The 14,102-nt window shown below is 55.7% G+C and carries 15 protein-coding genes; 10 read left to right on the top strand and 5 right to left on the bottom strand.

Going from position 1 to position 14,102, the window contains the following annotated elements; all coding sequences use genetic code 11:
- From CWM52_RS26520 to ymdB, 6 genes are all read left to right on the top strand, one after another.
- A partial coding sequence (locus CWM52_RS26520) for a hypothetical protein (protein WP_206057720.1) occupies positions 1-225 on the top strand: 225 nt, incomplete at its 5' end.
- 91 nt (positions 226-316) lie between these two features.
- On the top strand, positions 317-1,255 hold the full coding sequence (gene ghrA, locus CWM52_RS16920) for a glyoxylate/hydroxypyruvate reductase GhrA (RefSeq protein ID WP_100685159.1): 939 nt from the start codon (positions 317-319) through the stop codon (positions 1,253-1,255).
- Between the two features lie 84 nt (positions 1,256-1,339).
- Complete coding sequence (locus CWM52_RS16915; protein ID WP_165785408.1) at positions 1,340-2,077, top strand: phosphatase; 738 nt, start codon at positions 1,340-1,342, stop codon at positions 2,075-2,077.
- Positions 2,078-2,098: 21 nt separating this feature from the next.
- A complete protein-coding gene (locus CWM52_RS16910) occupies positions 2,099-2,653 on the top strand; it encodes a TorD/DmsD family molecular chaperone (RefSeq protein ID WP_100685157.1) in 555 nt (184 codons plus the stop codon).
- A 102-nt stretch (positions 2,654-2,755) separates the two neighbouring features.
- Positions 2,756-3,250 carry a DUF1097 domain-containing protein gene (locus CWM52_RS16905; RefSeq protein ID WP_100685156.1) on the top strand — a complete coding sequence of 165 codons (495 nt, stop codon included), beginning with the start codon at positions 2,756-2,758 and terminating at the stop codon, positions 3,248-3,250.
- 262 nt (positions 3,251-3,512) lie between these two features.
- On the top strand, positions 3,513-4,046 hold the full coding sequence (ymdB, locus tag CWM52_RS16900; protein WP_100685155.1) for an O-acetyl-ADP-ribose deacetylase: 534 nt from the start codon (positions 3,513-3,515) through the stop codon (positions 4,044-4,046).
- Between the two features lie 44 nt (positions 4,047-4,090).
- On the opposite strand, the gene mdoC is transcribed toward ymdB, so the two are convergent.
- Positions 4,091-5,251 (bottom strand): glucans biosynthesis protein MdoC, encoded by a 1,161-nt coding sequence (mdoC, locus tag CWM52_RS16895; RefSeq protein WP_100685154.1) that lies wholly within the window; start codon positions 5,249-5,251, stop codon positions 4,091-4,093.
- A gap of 252 nt (positions 5,252-5,503) precedes the next feature.
- Between mdoC and mdoG the strand changes: the two genes are divergently transcribed.
- The 3 genes from mdoG (at position 5,504) to CWM52_RS16880 (ending at position 9,872) form a co-directional block, all read left to right on the top strand.
- A complete protein-coding gene (gene mdoG, locus CWM52_RS16890; RefSeq protein WP_165785406.1) occupies positions 5,504-7,057 on the top strand; it encodes a glucans biosynthesis protein MdoG in 1,554 nt (517 codons plus the stop codon).
- Positions 7,050-9,578, top strand: a complete 2,529-nt coding sequence (mdoH, locus tag CWM52_RS16885; RefSeq protein WP_100685153.1) for a glucans biosynthesis glucosyltransferase MdoH — start codon at positions 7,050-7,052, stop codon at positions 9,576-9,578. Before mdoG ends, mdoH begins: the two co-directional genes overlap by 8 nt.
- A 66-nt stretch (positions 9,579-9,644) precedes the next feature.
- Complete coding sequence (locus CWM52_RS16880; RefSeq protein WP_100685152.1) at positions 9,645-9,872, top strand: YceK/YidQ family lipoprotein; 228 nt, start codon at positions 9,645-9,647, stop codon at positions 9,870-9,872.
- Here CWM52_RS16880 and CWM52_RS16875 read toward each other — a convergent pair whose 3' ends face one another.
- The 3 genes from CWM52_RS16875 to CWM52_RS16860 all read right to left on the bottom strand — a co-directional run bounded on the left by CWM52_RS16875 (position 9,873) and on the right by CWM52_RS16860 (position 12,674).
- On the bottom strand, positions 9,873-10,259 hold the full coding sequence (locus tag CWM52_RS16875; protein WP_100685151.1) for a MysB family protein: 387 nt from the start codon (positions 10,257-10,259) through the stop codon (positions 9,873-9,875).
- A gap of 91 nt (positions 10,260-10,350) precedes the next feature.
- Entirely contained in the window at positions 10,351-11,601 is a 1,251-nt protein-coding gene (gene mdtG, locus CWM52_RS16870) for a multidrug efflux MFS transporter MdtG (protein ID WP_100685150.1), read from the bottom strand.
- Positions 11,602-11,753: 152 nt separating this feature from the next.
- Positions 11,754-12,674, bottom strand: a complete 921-nt coding sequence (locus CWM52_RS16860) for a Kdo(2)-lipid IV(A) acyltransferase (RefSeq protein WP_100685149.1) — start codon at positions 12,672-12,674, stop codon at positions 11,754-11,756.
- Positions 12,675-12,884: 210 nt separating this feature from the next.
- Between CWM52_RS16860 and CWM52_RS16855 the strand changes: the two genes are divergently transcribed.
- On the top strand, positions 12,885-13,949 hold the full coding sequence (locus CWM52_RS16855) for a rhodanese-related sulfurtransferase (RefSeq protein ID WP_100685148.1): 1,065 nt from the start codon (positions 12,885-12,887) through the stop codon (positions 13,947-13,949).
- On the opposite strand, the gene CWM52_RS16850 is transcribed toward CWM52_RS16855, so the two are convergent.
- Complete coding sequence (locus CWM52_RS16850) at positions 13,935-14,048, bottom strand: YceO family protein (RefSeq protein ID WP_004860490.1); 114 nt, start codon at positions 14,046-14,048, stop codon at positions 13,935-13,937. The genes CWM52_RS16855 and CWM52_RS16850 overlap by 15 nt on opposite strands.
- Between the last annotated feature and the right edge of the window lie 54 nt (positions 14,049-14,102).

Below are 14,102 nucleotides of genomic sequence, written 5' to 3'. Positions count from 1 at the left end.
TATACACACTTTCCAGGCGTGCTCCTTCAGCCACTCGGACACCTCACCATATTGTCGCTCCCGTTGTTGTCGGGAACGGGCGCTAATTTAGGGAAATACGTATCTCTCGTCAATCAACTTTTGCAAAAAAACGCGTGTTTAGCCAAACTTCGCGCAACTTGCGTTTTAAATGCGCGACAATCGATTTTTTTGTCGCCAGCCTGTTTTTATTCGATAGAAAAATGAAATTTGCTATGCTGGCAATCCAATAGAAAACAATAAGTAAAATACGGCGCCAGGGTCAACCTGCAACCAGCGCCCGCGATCAGGAGCCATGATGGACATAATCTTTTATCACCCGACATTTGATACCGCTTACTGGATTGCTGAGCTGGAAAAACAGCTGCCGGGCGCGCGCGTACGCGAATGGAAATCCGGCGATACTCAGCATGCGGACTATGCGCTGGTCTGGCATCCGCCGGTGGAAATGCTGCAGGGACGGGACTTAAAAGCCGTTTTTGCCCTCGGCGCTGGCGTTGACTCTATTCTGAGTAAACTCCGCGAACACCCGGAAATGCTGCCGCTGTCGATTCCACTCTTTCGCCTCGAAGACACCGGAATGGGTCAGCAGATGCAAGAGTATGCGGTGAGCCAGGTGCTGCACTGGTTCCGACGTTTCGACGATTACCAGGCCTTAAAACAGCAGGCCCGCTGGCAGCCGCTGGAGGACTATCGTCGCGAAGAGTTCACCATCGGGATCATGGGCGCGGGCGTACTCGGTTCGAAAGTGGCGGAAGCGCTGCAGGTATGGGGATTTCCACTGCGAAGCTGGAGCCGCAGTCGCAAATCCTGGCCTCAGGTGCAAAGCTTCGCCGGTCAGGAGGAACTGGGCGAATTTCTCGGCGCTACGCGGGTGCTTATCAACCTGCTGCCGAACACGGCGGAAACCGTCGGCATTATTAACCAGCAGCTGTTGGCGCAGCTTCCGGATAACAGCTATGTTCTCAATCTGGCACGCGGCGTTCACGTGGTCGAAGCGGATCTGCTGGCGGCACTGAATAGCGGTAAGCTTAAAGGCGCGATGCTGGATGTCTTTAGCCGCGAGCCATTACCGGCGGAAAGCCCGCTGTGGGCGCATCCCCGGGTGGCCATGACGCCGCATGTCGCCGCAGTTACGCGTCCGCTGGAAGCGATAACCTATATTGCCAGCACTATCGGCCGGCTGGAGCGCGGGGAGGCGGTGCACGGGCAGGTCGACCGCCAGCGCGGATACTAAGAGAAAACCCCGCTGCGGCGGGGTTTTGCTGATCATGCGTCCTGATTCCTGCTATTCTTGCCACAAACAGAGAAGGAGATTGTGATGTATCCTGTTGACCTGCACATGCATACCGTCGCCAGTACCCACGCCTACAGTACCCTGCACGATTATATTGCTGAAGCAAAGCGCAGGGGGATCAAACTTTTCGCCATCACCGACCATGGTCCGGATATGGCCGATGCCCCGCACTACTGGCATTTCGTCAATATGCGCATCTGGCCGCGGCTGGTGGACGGGGTGGGCATTTTACGTGGTATTGAAGCCAACATAAAAAATACCCGCGGCGAAATTGACTGCTCCGGGCCGATGCTGACCTCACTGGACCTGTTCATTGCGGGCTTCCATGAGCCGGTTTTCCCGCCGCAGGACAAAGCCACCCATACTGAAGCGATGATCGCGACGATGGCGAGCGGCGCAGTACATATTATTAGCCATCCGGGCAACCCGAAATATCCCGTCGATATTCCGGCGATAGCCGCCGCGGCGGCAAAATACCAGGTGGCGCTGGAGATCAACAACTCATCCTTCGTCTCGTCGCGTGTGGGCAGTGAAGATAACTGCCGGGCAATTGCCGCCGCCGTACGCGATGCCGGAGGTTGGGTGGCGCTGGGATCGGATTCGCATACCGCATTTACGCTCGGCGAGTTCAAAGAGTGTCGTAAGATCCTCGATGATGTGAACTTCCCCGAAGAGCGGATCCTGAACGTGTCCCCGCGTCGGCTGTTGAATTTCCTTGAGTCCCGTGGGATGCCGGCGATCCCTGAATTTGCCGATCTTTAATATAAAAACTGGAAAAATTGAATGAACGAGTTTTCAATCCTCTGCCGCGTGCTAGGCTCTTTGTACTACCGTCAGCCGCAGGATCCGCTGCTGGTGCCGCTGTTTACCTTGATTCGTGAAGGGAAGCTGGCGGCGAGCTGGCCGCTGGAGCAGGATGAGTTGCTGGAACGTCTGCAAAAAAGCTGCGACGTGCAACCGCTGGCCGCCGATTACAATGCGCTGTTTGTCGGTGAAGAGTGCAGCGTTCCTCCATATCGTAGCGCGTGGGTAGAGGGGGCAAGCGAAGCTGAAGTTCGCGGTTTCCTCAGCGAGCACGGGATCCCGACCGGAGAAGGTCAGGCCGACCACATTGGTTCGCTGCTGCTGGCCGCCTCCTGGCTTGAAGATCATGCGACGGAAGATGAAAGCGAAACGCTGGAAACTCTGTTTGCTGACTATATTCTGCCGTGGTGCGGGGTTTTCCTCGGCAAAGTCGAGGCGCATGCCGGGACACCTTTCTGGCGGACGATGGCGCCCCTGACGCGTGAAGCGCTCTCCGCTATGTGGGATGAACTGCAGGAAGAGACGGAAGAATAAATGTGATTTGAATCACGTTTTTATTGCAATTGTAATCGTTAACTTGCATGTAACGTGCTTCAGATCTCATTTGGTGGGCGCGTATCTGCTATGATACGCGTCATGAACATACTCCTCGCAATCGCAATAACGACAGGCATTCTCTCCGGAATCTGGGGCTGGGCGGCGGTCGCGCTTGGCCTGCTGAGCTGGGCGGGCTTTCTGGGCTGCACGGCCTATTTCGCTTGCCCGCAGGGCGGGTTAAAAGGGTTGCTGATCTCAACCTGTACGGTGATGAGCGGTATGGTGTGGGCGCTGGTCATTATTTATGGCAGCGCGCTGGCGCCGCATCTGGAAATTCTGGGCTATATGATGACCGGGGGCGTGGCCTTCCTGATGTGTATTCAGGCTCGCCAGCTGCTGCTCTCCTTTGTCCCCGGTACTTTTATTGGTGCCTGCGCTACGTTTGCTGGCGACGGCAACTGGCGGCTGGTGGTACCTTCGTTGGCGCTGGGGCTGGTGTTTGGTTACGCAATGAAAAATTGCGGGCTATGGCTGGCCGCCCGTGCGCGGAAAAACAAATCCGCATTAGTGAACGAAACGCCCGACCAGGCATGAGCTGATTTCACCCGCAAACTAAACAGGACCTCCGGTCCTGTTTTTTTCTGGTTATTCCGACTCCCGGCCCATCGCTCCGGTTCTCGGGAGGAGACTCCGCCCGCCAATCGCCGCCTGAAGGGATGTTAACCCGCAACATAGCCTTGCTATCCTGCGGACGGATGATAGCCAGCCATACGCTTACCGGACTTTCGTCGGGCAGGCTATCGTGCCATATTACCCACTGTGCTTTATGTAAAGACGTTTGCCGACAGGAGGCGAAATGACTGTTAAACCTGAGGTTATTCTCGGCGACATCACTACGCTTGACGTCGATGTTATCGTCAATGCCGCCAATCCCTCTCTGCTTGGCGGCGGGGGCGTGGACGGCGCAATCCATCGTGCAGCCGGGCCGGAGCTCCTTGCCGCTTGTCAGGTCGTCCGGCAGCAGCAAGGGGAATGCCCCCCGGGGCATGCGGTGATTACGACCGCGGGTCAGCTACCGGCCAGCGCGGTTATCCATGCCGTCGGACCGGTCTGGCACGGCGGCGGGCATCAGGAGGCTGAACTGCTTGCTGACGCGTATCGAAACAGTCTGCAGCTGGCATCGGCGAACAGCTATCGATCGATTGCCTTCCCGGCCATCAGTACCGGCGTATATGGATATCCTAAGCAGGCGGCGGCGGAAATTGCCGTGCAGACGGTCAGCGCCTTTCTGACGCGTTTCAATCCTTTGGAACGCGTCTGCTTTGTCTGTTTTGATGAGGAAACCGCGGATATTTATCGTCGCTTGCTTGAGCCGCCGCGAGGTGAGTAAAGGAGCGCCGCCCCGACCCACCACCGCCTGATATCCGCAGGCTATCAGCCTGCGGAAACCTGAGCCTTAGCCGCTCTTGGCTGAAATTTCCCCGAAAACAGAAAACGTAGCAGGGGAATACGCAGATGAATTTCATATAGCATCAGCGCAATACCGATCACGAAGATTAAGCCCGCCATAAACCCTAGCATATTGGATTTGATCGCCGGCGCCAGCCAGGCGCCGTAAAGCAGAGTCAGCGGGTGGTGCACCAGATAAATGAACAGCGAAGCATTAACAAAATAGGTCACCCGCGCCGACTGGAAGTTCAGCAGACGGTGGCCAAGAGAAAAGACCACGTTCACCATCCACAGACCCAGTACCATGGTAATGACCGACTCGGTTTCATACATCCAGCCGTCGCCGGAACCATATTGCTGATTCAGGCGATAGGCGATAAAGCCCAGCAGGGCGCCGACGAAGCACCATGGCGACGGCGTAGTGAACAGCGTTTTCAAGCGCGGATTGATAAATACCTGGGCGCCGAGAATAAAGAAGGGCAGGTAAAACAGCGTCTGCATCACGATGAAATTGAACAGACCGTTGCTGAGCAAGGGAGCATACAGGACGAACAGCGAGCGGCGGATCACCGCGTAAAGCACGCCAAGCGCCAGGAAAACCATCGATAGCTGACCTAATGTGACGGTGTCACCAAAGGTTGATTCATTGCCTGAACGGCGGCCGGTCAGCCACCGAAACAGCACGACGCCCAGAGACGTCAGGACCACCAGCACCAGTAAAAACCACAGGTGAGAGACCAGTTCCCACGCCAGAGTATTGAATTTGTCGTAACCCGAGAGGGCGCGCCAGTTTTCGGCCTTGCCGTTAACGTATTGCAGCATGAGGAACTGCGGCAGCGTCAGCAGGGGAATGGCGGTCAGCATAGGAATGGCGACACGCTCAACGCGCACTTTCCACCACTTCTTCAGCGGATAACGCAAATAAAGCATGTAGGAAAAGTAGCCAGAAATCACAAAGAAGACCTGCATGCGAAACGCATGGATAAAATCGTTAAACAGCGTCAGCCACCAGGAGGGCTCGATACTATTCACATGCCAGCTGTGGCTGGAATAGATCAGTGATATATGAAAAGGGATCCCCAGTAACATCAGCCATGCGCGGATGCTATCGAAGAAATATTCACGTTGTACCGGCGTATTATTCATACAATATCACTACATTCTCGGACAATTCGTCTTATCACTCAACGTGATAACGTTTAAATTCTCTGCAACCCTACATCAACTCTGGAACCCTGTCTCCAGGATAAGTACGTAAAGTACCAATGCGGCAGTTAACTGCCTGTTACCTGCGCCGCTAAGGTGAACAAAGCAGGGATTATGTTGTCGGATTGCCTGAATTACCATTAAAATAGATCGGATCGATTTAAGCACACAAAGGGGGAAGTGCTTACTTATATGAAACTTAAACCACAGATGATAAAAATGCGCTGGTTAAGCGCAGCCGTAATGTTGTCCCTGTGTACTTCATCTGCATGGGCGTTTAGCATTGATGACGTTGCAAAAGAGGCCAAAGCGTTAGCCGGAAAAGGCTATGAAGCGCCGAAGAGCAACCTGCCCTCCGCTTTCCGCGACATGAAATACGCGGACTACCAGCAAATCCAGTTTAATCACGATAAGGCTTACTGGAACAATCAGAAAACCCCATTCAAACTTGAATTTTATCATCAGGGTATGTACTTCGACACGCCGGTCACCATTAACGAAGTGACGGCAAACAGCGTGCGTAAGATTAAATATAATCCGGATTACTTTAATTTTGGCAGCGTCCAGCATGATAAAGATACGGTGAAAGACCTGGGCTTCGCCGGCTTCAAAGTACTGTACCCGATCAACAGCAAAGATAAGAACGACGAAATCGTCAGCATGCTCGGCGCCAGCTACTTCCGTGTTCTGGGACAGGGCCAGGTATACGGGCTTTCCGCGCGCGGCCTGGCTATCGATACCGCGCTGCCTTCCGGCGAAGAATTCCCGCGTTTTCGTGAGTTCTGGATTGAGCATCCGAAAGCTACGGATAAGCGTCTGACGATTTATGCCCTGCTTGATTCCCCACGTGCGACCGGCGCCTACCGTTTTGTGATTATGCCGGGCCGCGATACCGTCGTTGACGTGCAGTCCAAAGTGTATCTGCGTGACAAAGTCGGCAAGCTGGGCGTTGCGCCGTTGACCAGCATGTTCTTGTTCGGGCCGAATCAACCTTCTCCGGCGACCAATTATCGTCCGGCGCTGCACGATTCTAACGGCCTGTCGATTCTTGCCGGTAACGGCGAGTGGATCTGGCGTCCGCTGAACAATCCGAAGCATCTGGCCGTCAGCAGCTATGCGATGGAAAACCCGCAGGGCTTTGGCCTGCTGCAGCGTGGCCGTCAGTTCTCGCGTTTTGAGGACCTCGACGATCGTTACGATCTGCGCCCGAGCGCCTGGATCACGCCGAAGGGTGACTGGGGTAAAGGTAAAATCGAACTGGTTGAAATCCCGACCAATGACGAAACCAACGACAATATCGTGACTTACTGGACGCCGGATCAGCTGCCGGAGCCGGGTAAAGAGATGAACTTCAAATACTCGATTACCTTCAGCCGCGATGAAGACAAACTGCACGCGCCGGATAACGCCTATGTGATGCAGACCCGCCGTTCTACCGGTGATGTGAAGCAGTCGAACCTGATTCGTCAGCCGGATGGCACCATTGCCTTTATCGTTGACTTCGTCGGCGCAGATATGAAAAAACTGCCGTCAGATACGCCGGTCACGGCGCAGGCGAGCATCGGCGATAACGCAGAAATCGTTGAGAATACCGTGCGTTATAACCCGGTGATTAAGGGCTGGCGTATGATTCTGCGTGTGAAGGTGAAAGATCCGAAGAAAACCACGGAAATGCGCGCTGCGCTGGTCAATGCTGACCAGACGCTGAGTGAAACCTGGAGCTATCAGCTGCCTGCCAATGAATAAGATAACGAAGTACATTGACGCGTTGCCGCTGTCTGAGGCTGAAAAAGCCGCGCTGCCTGATACAAGCCTGCAGGCCGTACATGAAGCGCTGGACGCTGAACATCATACTTTTGTTCGTGAAGACGATTCCCCGCTGGGTTCCGTGAAATCACGACTGGAACACAGCTGGCCAGACTCTCTGGCCGGTCACCAGCTGATAAAAGATGATGAAGGGCGTACTCAGCTCAACGCAATGCCGAAAGCAAAACGCTCCTCAATGTTCCCGGACCCGTGGCGCACCAACCCGGTTGGGCGTTTCTGGGATCGGTTACGCGGACGTGACGTGACCCCGCGCTATCTCTCTCGCCTGACCAAGGAAGAGCAGGAGAGCGAGCAGAAGTGGCGTACCGTCGGGACTATCCGTCGTTACATCCTGCTGCTGCTGACGCTGGCGCAGACCGTTGTCGCAACCTGGTATATGAAAACCATCCTGCCGTATCAGGGGTGGGCGCTCATCAATCCGGCTGACATGGTCGGGCAGAATCTGTGGATTTCCTTCATGCAGCTGCTGCCATACGTGCTGCAATCCGGGATCCTGATCCTGTTCGCGATTCTGTTCTGTTGGGTTTCCGCCGGTTTCTGGACCGCGCTGATGGGCTTCCTGCAGCTGCTGATGGGGCGCGATAAGTACAGTATCTCCGCTTCAACCGTCGGCAACGAACCGCTGAACCCGGAACACCGTACGGCGCTGATTATGCCTATCTGCAACGAAGACGTCGATCGCGTATTCGCCGGCCTGCGTGCCACCTGGGAGTCGGTGAAGGCGACAGGGCAACAGCAGCACTTCGACGTGTACATCCTGAGTGACAGCTACAATCCGGATATTTGCGTCGCCGAGCAGAAAGCGTGGATGGAGCTGATTGCGGAAGTGCAGGGCGAGGGACAGATTTTCTACCGTCGCCGTCGCCGTCGTGTGAAGCGTAAAAGCGGTAACATCGATGACTTCTGCCGTCGCTGGGGCAGCCAGTACAGCTACATGGTGGTGCTGGATGCTGACTCGGTGATGACCGGCGAATGTCTGACCGGGCTGGTGCGTCTGATGGAAGCGAACCCGAATGCCGGGATCATCCAGTCGTCGCCGCGCGCTTCGGGCATGGACACTCTGTATGCCCGCTGTCAGCAGTTTGCGACCCGCGTTTACGGTCCGCTGTTCACCGCCGGTCTGCACTTCTGGCAGCTTGGCGAATCGCACTACTGGGGTCACAACGCCATTATCCGCGTGAAGCCGTTTATCGAACACTGTGCGCTGGCGCCGCTACCGGGAGAAGGGTCGTTTGCCGGGTCGATTCTGTCGCACGACTTCGTGGAAGCGGCGCTGATGCGTCGTGCCGGTTGGGGCGTGTGGATTGCCTACGATCTGCCGGGCTCTTATGAAGAACTGCCGCCGAACCTGCTGGATGAACTCAAGCGTGACCGTCGCTGGTGCCACGGTAACCTGATGAACTTCCGCCTGTTCCTGGTTAAAGGTATGCACCCGGTACACCGTGCGGTGTTCCTGACCGGCGTTATGTCCTACCTGTCGGCGCCGCTATGGTTCATGTTCCTCGCCCTGTCGACCGCGCTGCAGGTGGTACATGCGCTGACTGAGCCGCAGTACTTCCTGCAGCCGCGGCAGCTGTTCCCGGTATGGCCGCAGTGGCGTCCTGAGCTGGCGATTGCGCTGTTCGCCTCGACGATGGTACTGCTGTTCCTGCCGAAATTGCTGAGCATTATTCTGGTGTGGTGCAAAGGCTCAAAAGAGTACGGCGGCTTTATTCGCGTCACGCTCTCTTTGCTGCTGGAAGTGCTGTTCTCGGTACTGCTGGCGCCGGTGCGTATGCTGTTCCACACCGTGTTTGTGGTCAGCGCGTTCCTCGGTTGGGAAGTGGTGTGGAACTCTCCGCAGCGTGATGATGACTCCACCCCGTGGGGTGAAGCCTTTATGCGCCATGGCTCGCAGCTGCTGCTGGGTCTGGTGTGGGCGGTCGGTATGGCGTGGCTGGATCTGCGTTTCCTGTTCTGGCTGGCGCCGATCGTTGTCTCGCTGATCCTGTCGCCGTTCGTGTCGGTGATTTCCAGTCGGGCCACCGTCGGTCTGCGTACCAAACGCTGGAAGCTGTTCCTGATCCCGGAAGAGTACTCCCCGCCGCAGGTACTGAAGGATACCGATGCGTATCTGACCCTGAACCGTCAGCGTTCCCTGGACAATGGTTTTATGCACGCCGTGTTTAACCCGTCCTTCAACGCGCTGGCGACGGCAATGGCAACCGCACGTCACCGTCATGGCCACATTCTGGATATCGCCCGCGAACGTCACGTTGAACAAGCGCTGAACGAGACGCCCGACAAACTCAATCGCGACCGTCGTCTGGTGCTGTTGAGCGACCCGGTCACCTTGTCACGTTTGCACTACCGCGTGTGGGCCGCGCCGGAGAAATACTCTTCGTGGGTGAACGCCTATCAGCAGGTGACGCTTAACCCGCTGGCGTTGAAAACGAAATAAGCCGTCTGTGAAGGAAAATACCGGCAATATTGCCGGTATTTTTTTATCTGAGAAGGGAGGTCGCTGATGAGAATTTTATGGGTTATCGCCATGGCGCTGCTGCTCAGCGGCTGCGGCAGTATTATTAGCCGCACGGTGCCGGGGCAGGGGCATGGCAATCAGTATTACCCCGGCGTGCAGTGGGATGTGCGCGACTCATCATGGCGCTACATCACCATTCTCGATCTGCCTTTTTCGCTGGTGTTCGATACGTTGCTGCTGCCGCTTGATGCCAGCCACGGTCCGTACAACTAATCAGCGTTCATCCCACTCATCGGCGGCAGTCTGCCCCTCTTCGGTATCCAGAGAGGGCTCCAGCTGAAATTCTCCTTCGTCCCACTCATGCAGGGTATTTTCTTCCAGCCACTCCTGACGCAGCTCTATCTCGTCATAGTCGCCGTCAAAAACGCTCTGTGCCGCTTCGCCGCTTAACATCGGCAGGCATTCGCCTTCTTCATCTTCGTCGGCAAAAAATTCGGCCTGCCAGGCGATATCGCCATCCTGCAGAACGTATTTTTGGATATTCAGTTGCTCAATGTTGGCACTCTCCTCGTCGCTATCCGGATTATTGACCAGGAACTCTTCGCGGGCCGCATCGATAGCTTCTTCGAGCGTGGCATAGAAAATCGCATCCTTTGGCATAGATAACCCCCTAAGAAGAATGAAAAATGGACACGATTCAATCTATAGAAGGCGCTGAGCGTTGCGTCAAGGGAAGGCTGTGCTGTTGAGCTTAATTTACCGAACGGCCACCCGGGTCCGCGTCCTGCGCGGATTCATCTGTAGAAGTGCGCCGCAAGCTGAGGGCGGAATAGACCGCGTTGAACAGGACGACCGCCGCGGTGACAAAGAACACCGCCCGGAAGCCATAGCTGGCAGACACCGATGCGCCGATCAATGGGCCGGTGACGTTGCCGATATCGCGAAAGGACTGGTTATAGCTAAAAATGCGCCCGGCAACCTGGCTGGTTGAGTTGTACACCAGCAGCGTCTGCACGGCCGGCAGCAGCGCGCCGTCGGCGGCCCCCAGCAGAAAACGCAAAATAGCCAGCTGCAACGGGGTCTGGACGAACGACATCGGTATCAGCAGCAGTACGGAGAGCGTCAGTGCGACGATAAGGATTTTTTCCGGCCCGATACGATCCCCGAGCTTACCGAGGCGCGGGGCGCTGATCAGCGCCGCGACGCCCGGAACGGAAGCAATCATTCCGCTGATAAAGGCGATATTCCCGACGTCTCCGGCCAGGTCTCGTACGTAGAGCGTCAGAATAGGGGCAATCGAGCCGGTGGCGACCTGAATAATCATCGTAGTGACAAACAGACTCAGGACCAGCTTTGGGCTTTTCAGGGACGAAAAGACATCTCTGGCATTAAGCATCTCTTTCCTGGCGACCGGGACGAACTGCTCGCGGATGAAAAACAGCGTCAGGATAAAACAGACGAGCAGGACGCTGGCGGTGAGAAAGAAAACGGTGCGCAGCCCCCAATGGTCGGCAAGAAAGCCGCCCGCCAGCGGGCCAAGCAGCGCGCCGCTGACGGCTCCGGTGGAAAGCGTCCCCAGCGCCCAGCCGCTCTTCTGCCGGGGGATCTGGGTGGCGATCAGGGCATTGGCATTGGGAATAAAACCCCCCAACAGCCCCAGCAAGGCCCGTAGCACCAGAAACTGCCAGATATTTTGCGCCAGCCCCATCAACATCATGACGATGGCCATCCCCAGCGCGGAGCGCAGCAGCATAATTTTGCGCCCTTTGCGATCGGCCAGGCCGCCCCAGAAGGGAGAGGCCACGGCGGAGAACAAGAAGGTAATGCTGAATACCAGCCCGGACCACATATTCAGGGCGCTGTGGCCCGTCACGCCAAGTTGCTCGACGTACAGCGGGAGAAAGGGCATGACCAGGCTAAAGGCGGCGCCAGTCAAAAAACAGCCGAGCCAGGTGACCGTGAGATTTCGCTTCCAGTTAATCGGACTATCAGCAGACGACATAGGCTTCCATTGGCCTGCCATGCAGGACAAAAAAACAAAAGATGAGCCTGCTAATTATGCGCCTGCGTAACGATTATCGCAATGGCGAAGAGCGTTTAAAGCTAAAGCGGAAGGTGCCTCCGGTCAGCATCGGGCCGCCGGAGGAAGCACAGTTAATAGCGCGAAGGTACGCCGGGCGGGCGGGTCTTGAAGCGGCGGTGCAGCCACATATATTGCTCCGGCGCCATCAGGATGCATTTCTCGACGATACGGTTCATCCAGGCGGCGGTCGTCTCCGCATCATCAAGCGGCGGATCGCATTCCGGCGGCAGAATAATCAGCTCATAGCCTTTCCCGTCGGGTTTACGCCGCGGCACGAACGGAACAATGCACGCTTTCGACATCTTCGCCAGCATCCAGGTCCCCGACGTCGTTGCCGCCTGGTCGACGGCAAAGAGTGGCACGAATACGCTGGCGGTCGGGCCGTAGTCGTGGTCCGGCGCATACCAGATCACTTCGCCTTTTTTCAGCGCGCGGATCATCCCTTTCAGGTCTTTACGGTCGATCATGTCTTTATTCGAACGCAGCCGACCCCAGGTTTGCAGCCAGTCAATCACCGGATTGTCGTTCGGGCGGTAGACGCCGATGCCGGGTTCGTTGATGCCAAACATCCGCGCCCCCATTTCCAGCGTCAGGAAGTGGATGCCGATCAGCAGAATGCCGCGATGTTGCGCCTGCACTTCCCGGATATGCTCGACGCCGATGGAGTCGGTCCAGCGCGCAATACGCCGGGTCGGCCAGAACCAGGCCATCCCGGTCTCCATTAAACCCATACCGACCGATTCGAAGTTTTGCACCACCATTTGATGACGCTCTTCTTCGCTTTTGTCCGGGAAGCACAGCTCCAGGTTACGGTAAGCGATTCTGGCGCGACGTTTCATAAAGCGCATTGCCAGGCGGCCAATCGCATTGCCAAGCCGGTAAATCAGTGGATAGGGAAGCTGAACAACCAGCCACAGCAGGCCAATACCTAGCCAAAGCAGCCAGTAACGCGGATGCAGCAGCGCCGCGGAAAATTTAGGTAAATGGGTCATCTCATACCTGTTTAAATAAGCAACTCATTCTATTATCGCATTTTTTCATGCTTCAGCCAAAACGGCTGTCCCAGGTGGCATTTATTGTTAAATGCGAACTAACGGGAGTGAAATGAATGTAGCGCAAAATGTGGGGATGTAAATTAACGTCGTTTGCTATATGATGCCGGCCGTTTATTTACCTCATTTCCTATGTCGAGCAGGTACACCATGCCAGTGTTACATAACCGCATTTCAAATGAGACGTTAAAAGCGCAGATGTTAGCTGAGAGCGAACCGCGTACAACGATCTCGTTTTATAAATATTTCACCATTGTGGATCCAAAAGCCACGCGCGATGCATTGTGGATTGCCCTCACCAGATTAAACGTCTTTGGGCGTATCTATCTGGCCCACGAAGGAATCAATGCGCAAATCAGCGTGCCGGAGAGTCAGGTCGACGCGTTACGTGAGTTTCTCTACGCCTTTGACCCGGCGCTGGATGGTCTGCGTCTGAACATCGCGCTGGACGACGACGGAAAATCCTTCTGGGTGCTGCGTCTGAAAGTCCGCGATCGTATCGTGGCGGATGGGATCGATGACCCGACGTTTGATGCCTCAGATGTTGGCGATTACCTGAAAGCGGCGGAAGTGAATGCGATGCTGGACGATCCTGAGGCGGTGTTTATCGATATGCGCAACCACTACGAGTACGAAGTGGGCCATTTTGAACAGGCGCTTGAAATTCCGGCGGACACATTCCGCGATCAGCTGCCGAAAGCGGTCGAGATGATGCAGGAACATAAAGATAAAAAAATCGTTATGTACTGCACCGGCGGTATTCGTTGTGAAAAAGCCAGCGCCTGGATGAAGCACAACGGCTTCAGTAAAGTCTGGCACATTGAGGGCGGGATTATTGAGTATGCCCGCCGCGCGCGTGAACAGGGGCTGCCGGTACGCTTTATCGGTAAGAATTTTGTCTTTGACGAGCGGATGGGCGAGCGCATCTCCGATGACGTGATTGCCCACTGCCATCAGTGCGGCGCGCCGTGCGATAGCCATACTAATTGCCTGAATGACGGCTGCCATCTGCTGTTTATCCAGTGCCCGAGCTGCGCCAGGAAGTTTGCCGGCTGCTGTAGCGAGGCGTGCATGGAAGAGCATAAGCTGCCGGAAGAGGAGCAGCGTCAGCTACGCGCCGGGCGGGAAAATGGCAATAAGATCTTCAACAAATCTCGCGGCCGTCTGAACACGAAGCTGGGGATCCCGGATCCTGAAACCTCAGAAAAACCATAACCAGATAAGATCAACGATAGCCAGCAGCAGCCACAGCGCGAGATAAATCATAAAGTGCTCGCGGACGTTGTTGACCAGTAAATCATACAGGCGACGCATAAACTCTCTCTGTGATGAACGGCCTCTTTTGAGGCCGTTTTTTATTGCCCGAAT

This window comes from Raoultella sp. T31 (genome assembly GCF_002806725.1).
GTDB classification, from domain to species: domain Bacteria; phylum Pseudomonadota; class Gammaproteobacteria; order Enterobacterales; family Enterobacteriaceae; genus Klebsiella; species Klebsiella electrica.
The sequence above is the reverse complement of the archived record's forward strand: the minus strand, read 5'-3'. Positions and strand labels throughout refer to the sequence as shown.

What these genes read in the sequence shown, in the direction of transcription:
- CWM52_RS16915 (WP_165785408.1), top strand. Translation starts at nt 1,340, where the DNA reads ATGTATCCTGTTGACCTGCACATGCATACCGTCGCCAGTACCCACGCC.
- CWM52_RS16875 (WP_100685151.1), bottom strand. Translation starts at nt 10,259, where the DNA reads ATGCCAAAGGATGCGATTTTCTATGCCACGCTCGAAGAAGCTATCGAT.
- CWM52_RS16850 (WP_004860490.1), bottom strand. Translation starts at nt 14,048, where the DNA reads ATGCGTCGCCTGTATGATTTACTGGTCAACAACGTCCGCGAGCACTTT.
- CWM52_RS16860 (WP_100685149.1), bottom strand. Translation starts at nt 12,674, where the DNA reads ATGACCCATTTACCTAAATTTTCCGCGGCGCTGCTGCATCCGCGTTAC.
- mdoG (WP_165785406.1), top strand. Translation starts at nt 5,504, where the DNA reads ATGAAACTTAAACCACAGATGATAAAAATGCGCTGGTTAAGCGCAGCC.
- ymdB (WP_100685155.1), top strand. Translation starts at nt 3,513, where the DNA reads ATGACTGTTAAACCTGAGGTTATTCTCGGCGACATCACTACGCTTGAC.
- CWM52_RS16910 (WP_100685157.1), top strand. Translation starts at nt 2,099, where the DNA reads ATGAACGAGTTTTCAATCCTCTGCCGCGTGCTAGGCTCTTTGTACTAC.
- mdtG (WP_100685150.1), bottom strand. Translation starts at nt 11,601, where the DNA reads ATGTCGTCTGCTGATAGTCCGATTAACTGGAAGCGAAATCTCACGGTC.
- CWM52_RS16855 (WP_100685148.1), top strand. Translation starts at nt 12,885, where the DNA reads ATGCCAGTGTTACATAACCGCATTTCAAATGAGACGTTAAAAGCGCAG.
- mdoC (WP_100685154.1), bottom strand. Translation starts at nt 5,251, where the DNA reads ATGAATAATACGCCGGTACAACGTGAATATTTCTTCGATAGCATCCGC.
- CWM52_RS16905 (WP_100685156.1), top strand. Translation starts at nt 2,756, where the DNA reads ATGAACATACTCCTCGCAATCGCAATAACGACAGGCATTCTCTCCGGA.
- CWM52_RS16880 (WP_100685152.1), top strand. Translation starts at nt 9,645, where the DNA reads ATGAGAATTTTATGGGTTATCGCCATGGCGCTGCTGCTCAGCGGCTGC.
- mdoH (WP_100685153.1), top strand. Translation starts at nt 7,050, where the DNA reads ATGAATAAGATAACGAAGTACATTGACGCGTTGCCGCTGTCTGAGGCT.
- ghrA (WP_100685159.1), top strand. Translation starts at nt 317, where the DNA reads ATGGACATAATCTTTTATCACCCGACATTTGATACCGCTTACTGGATT.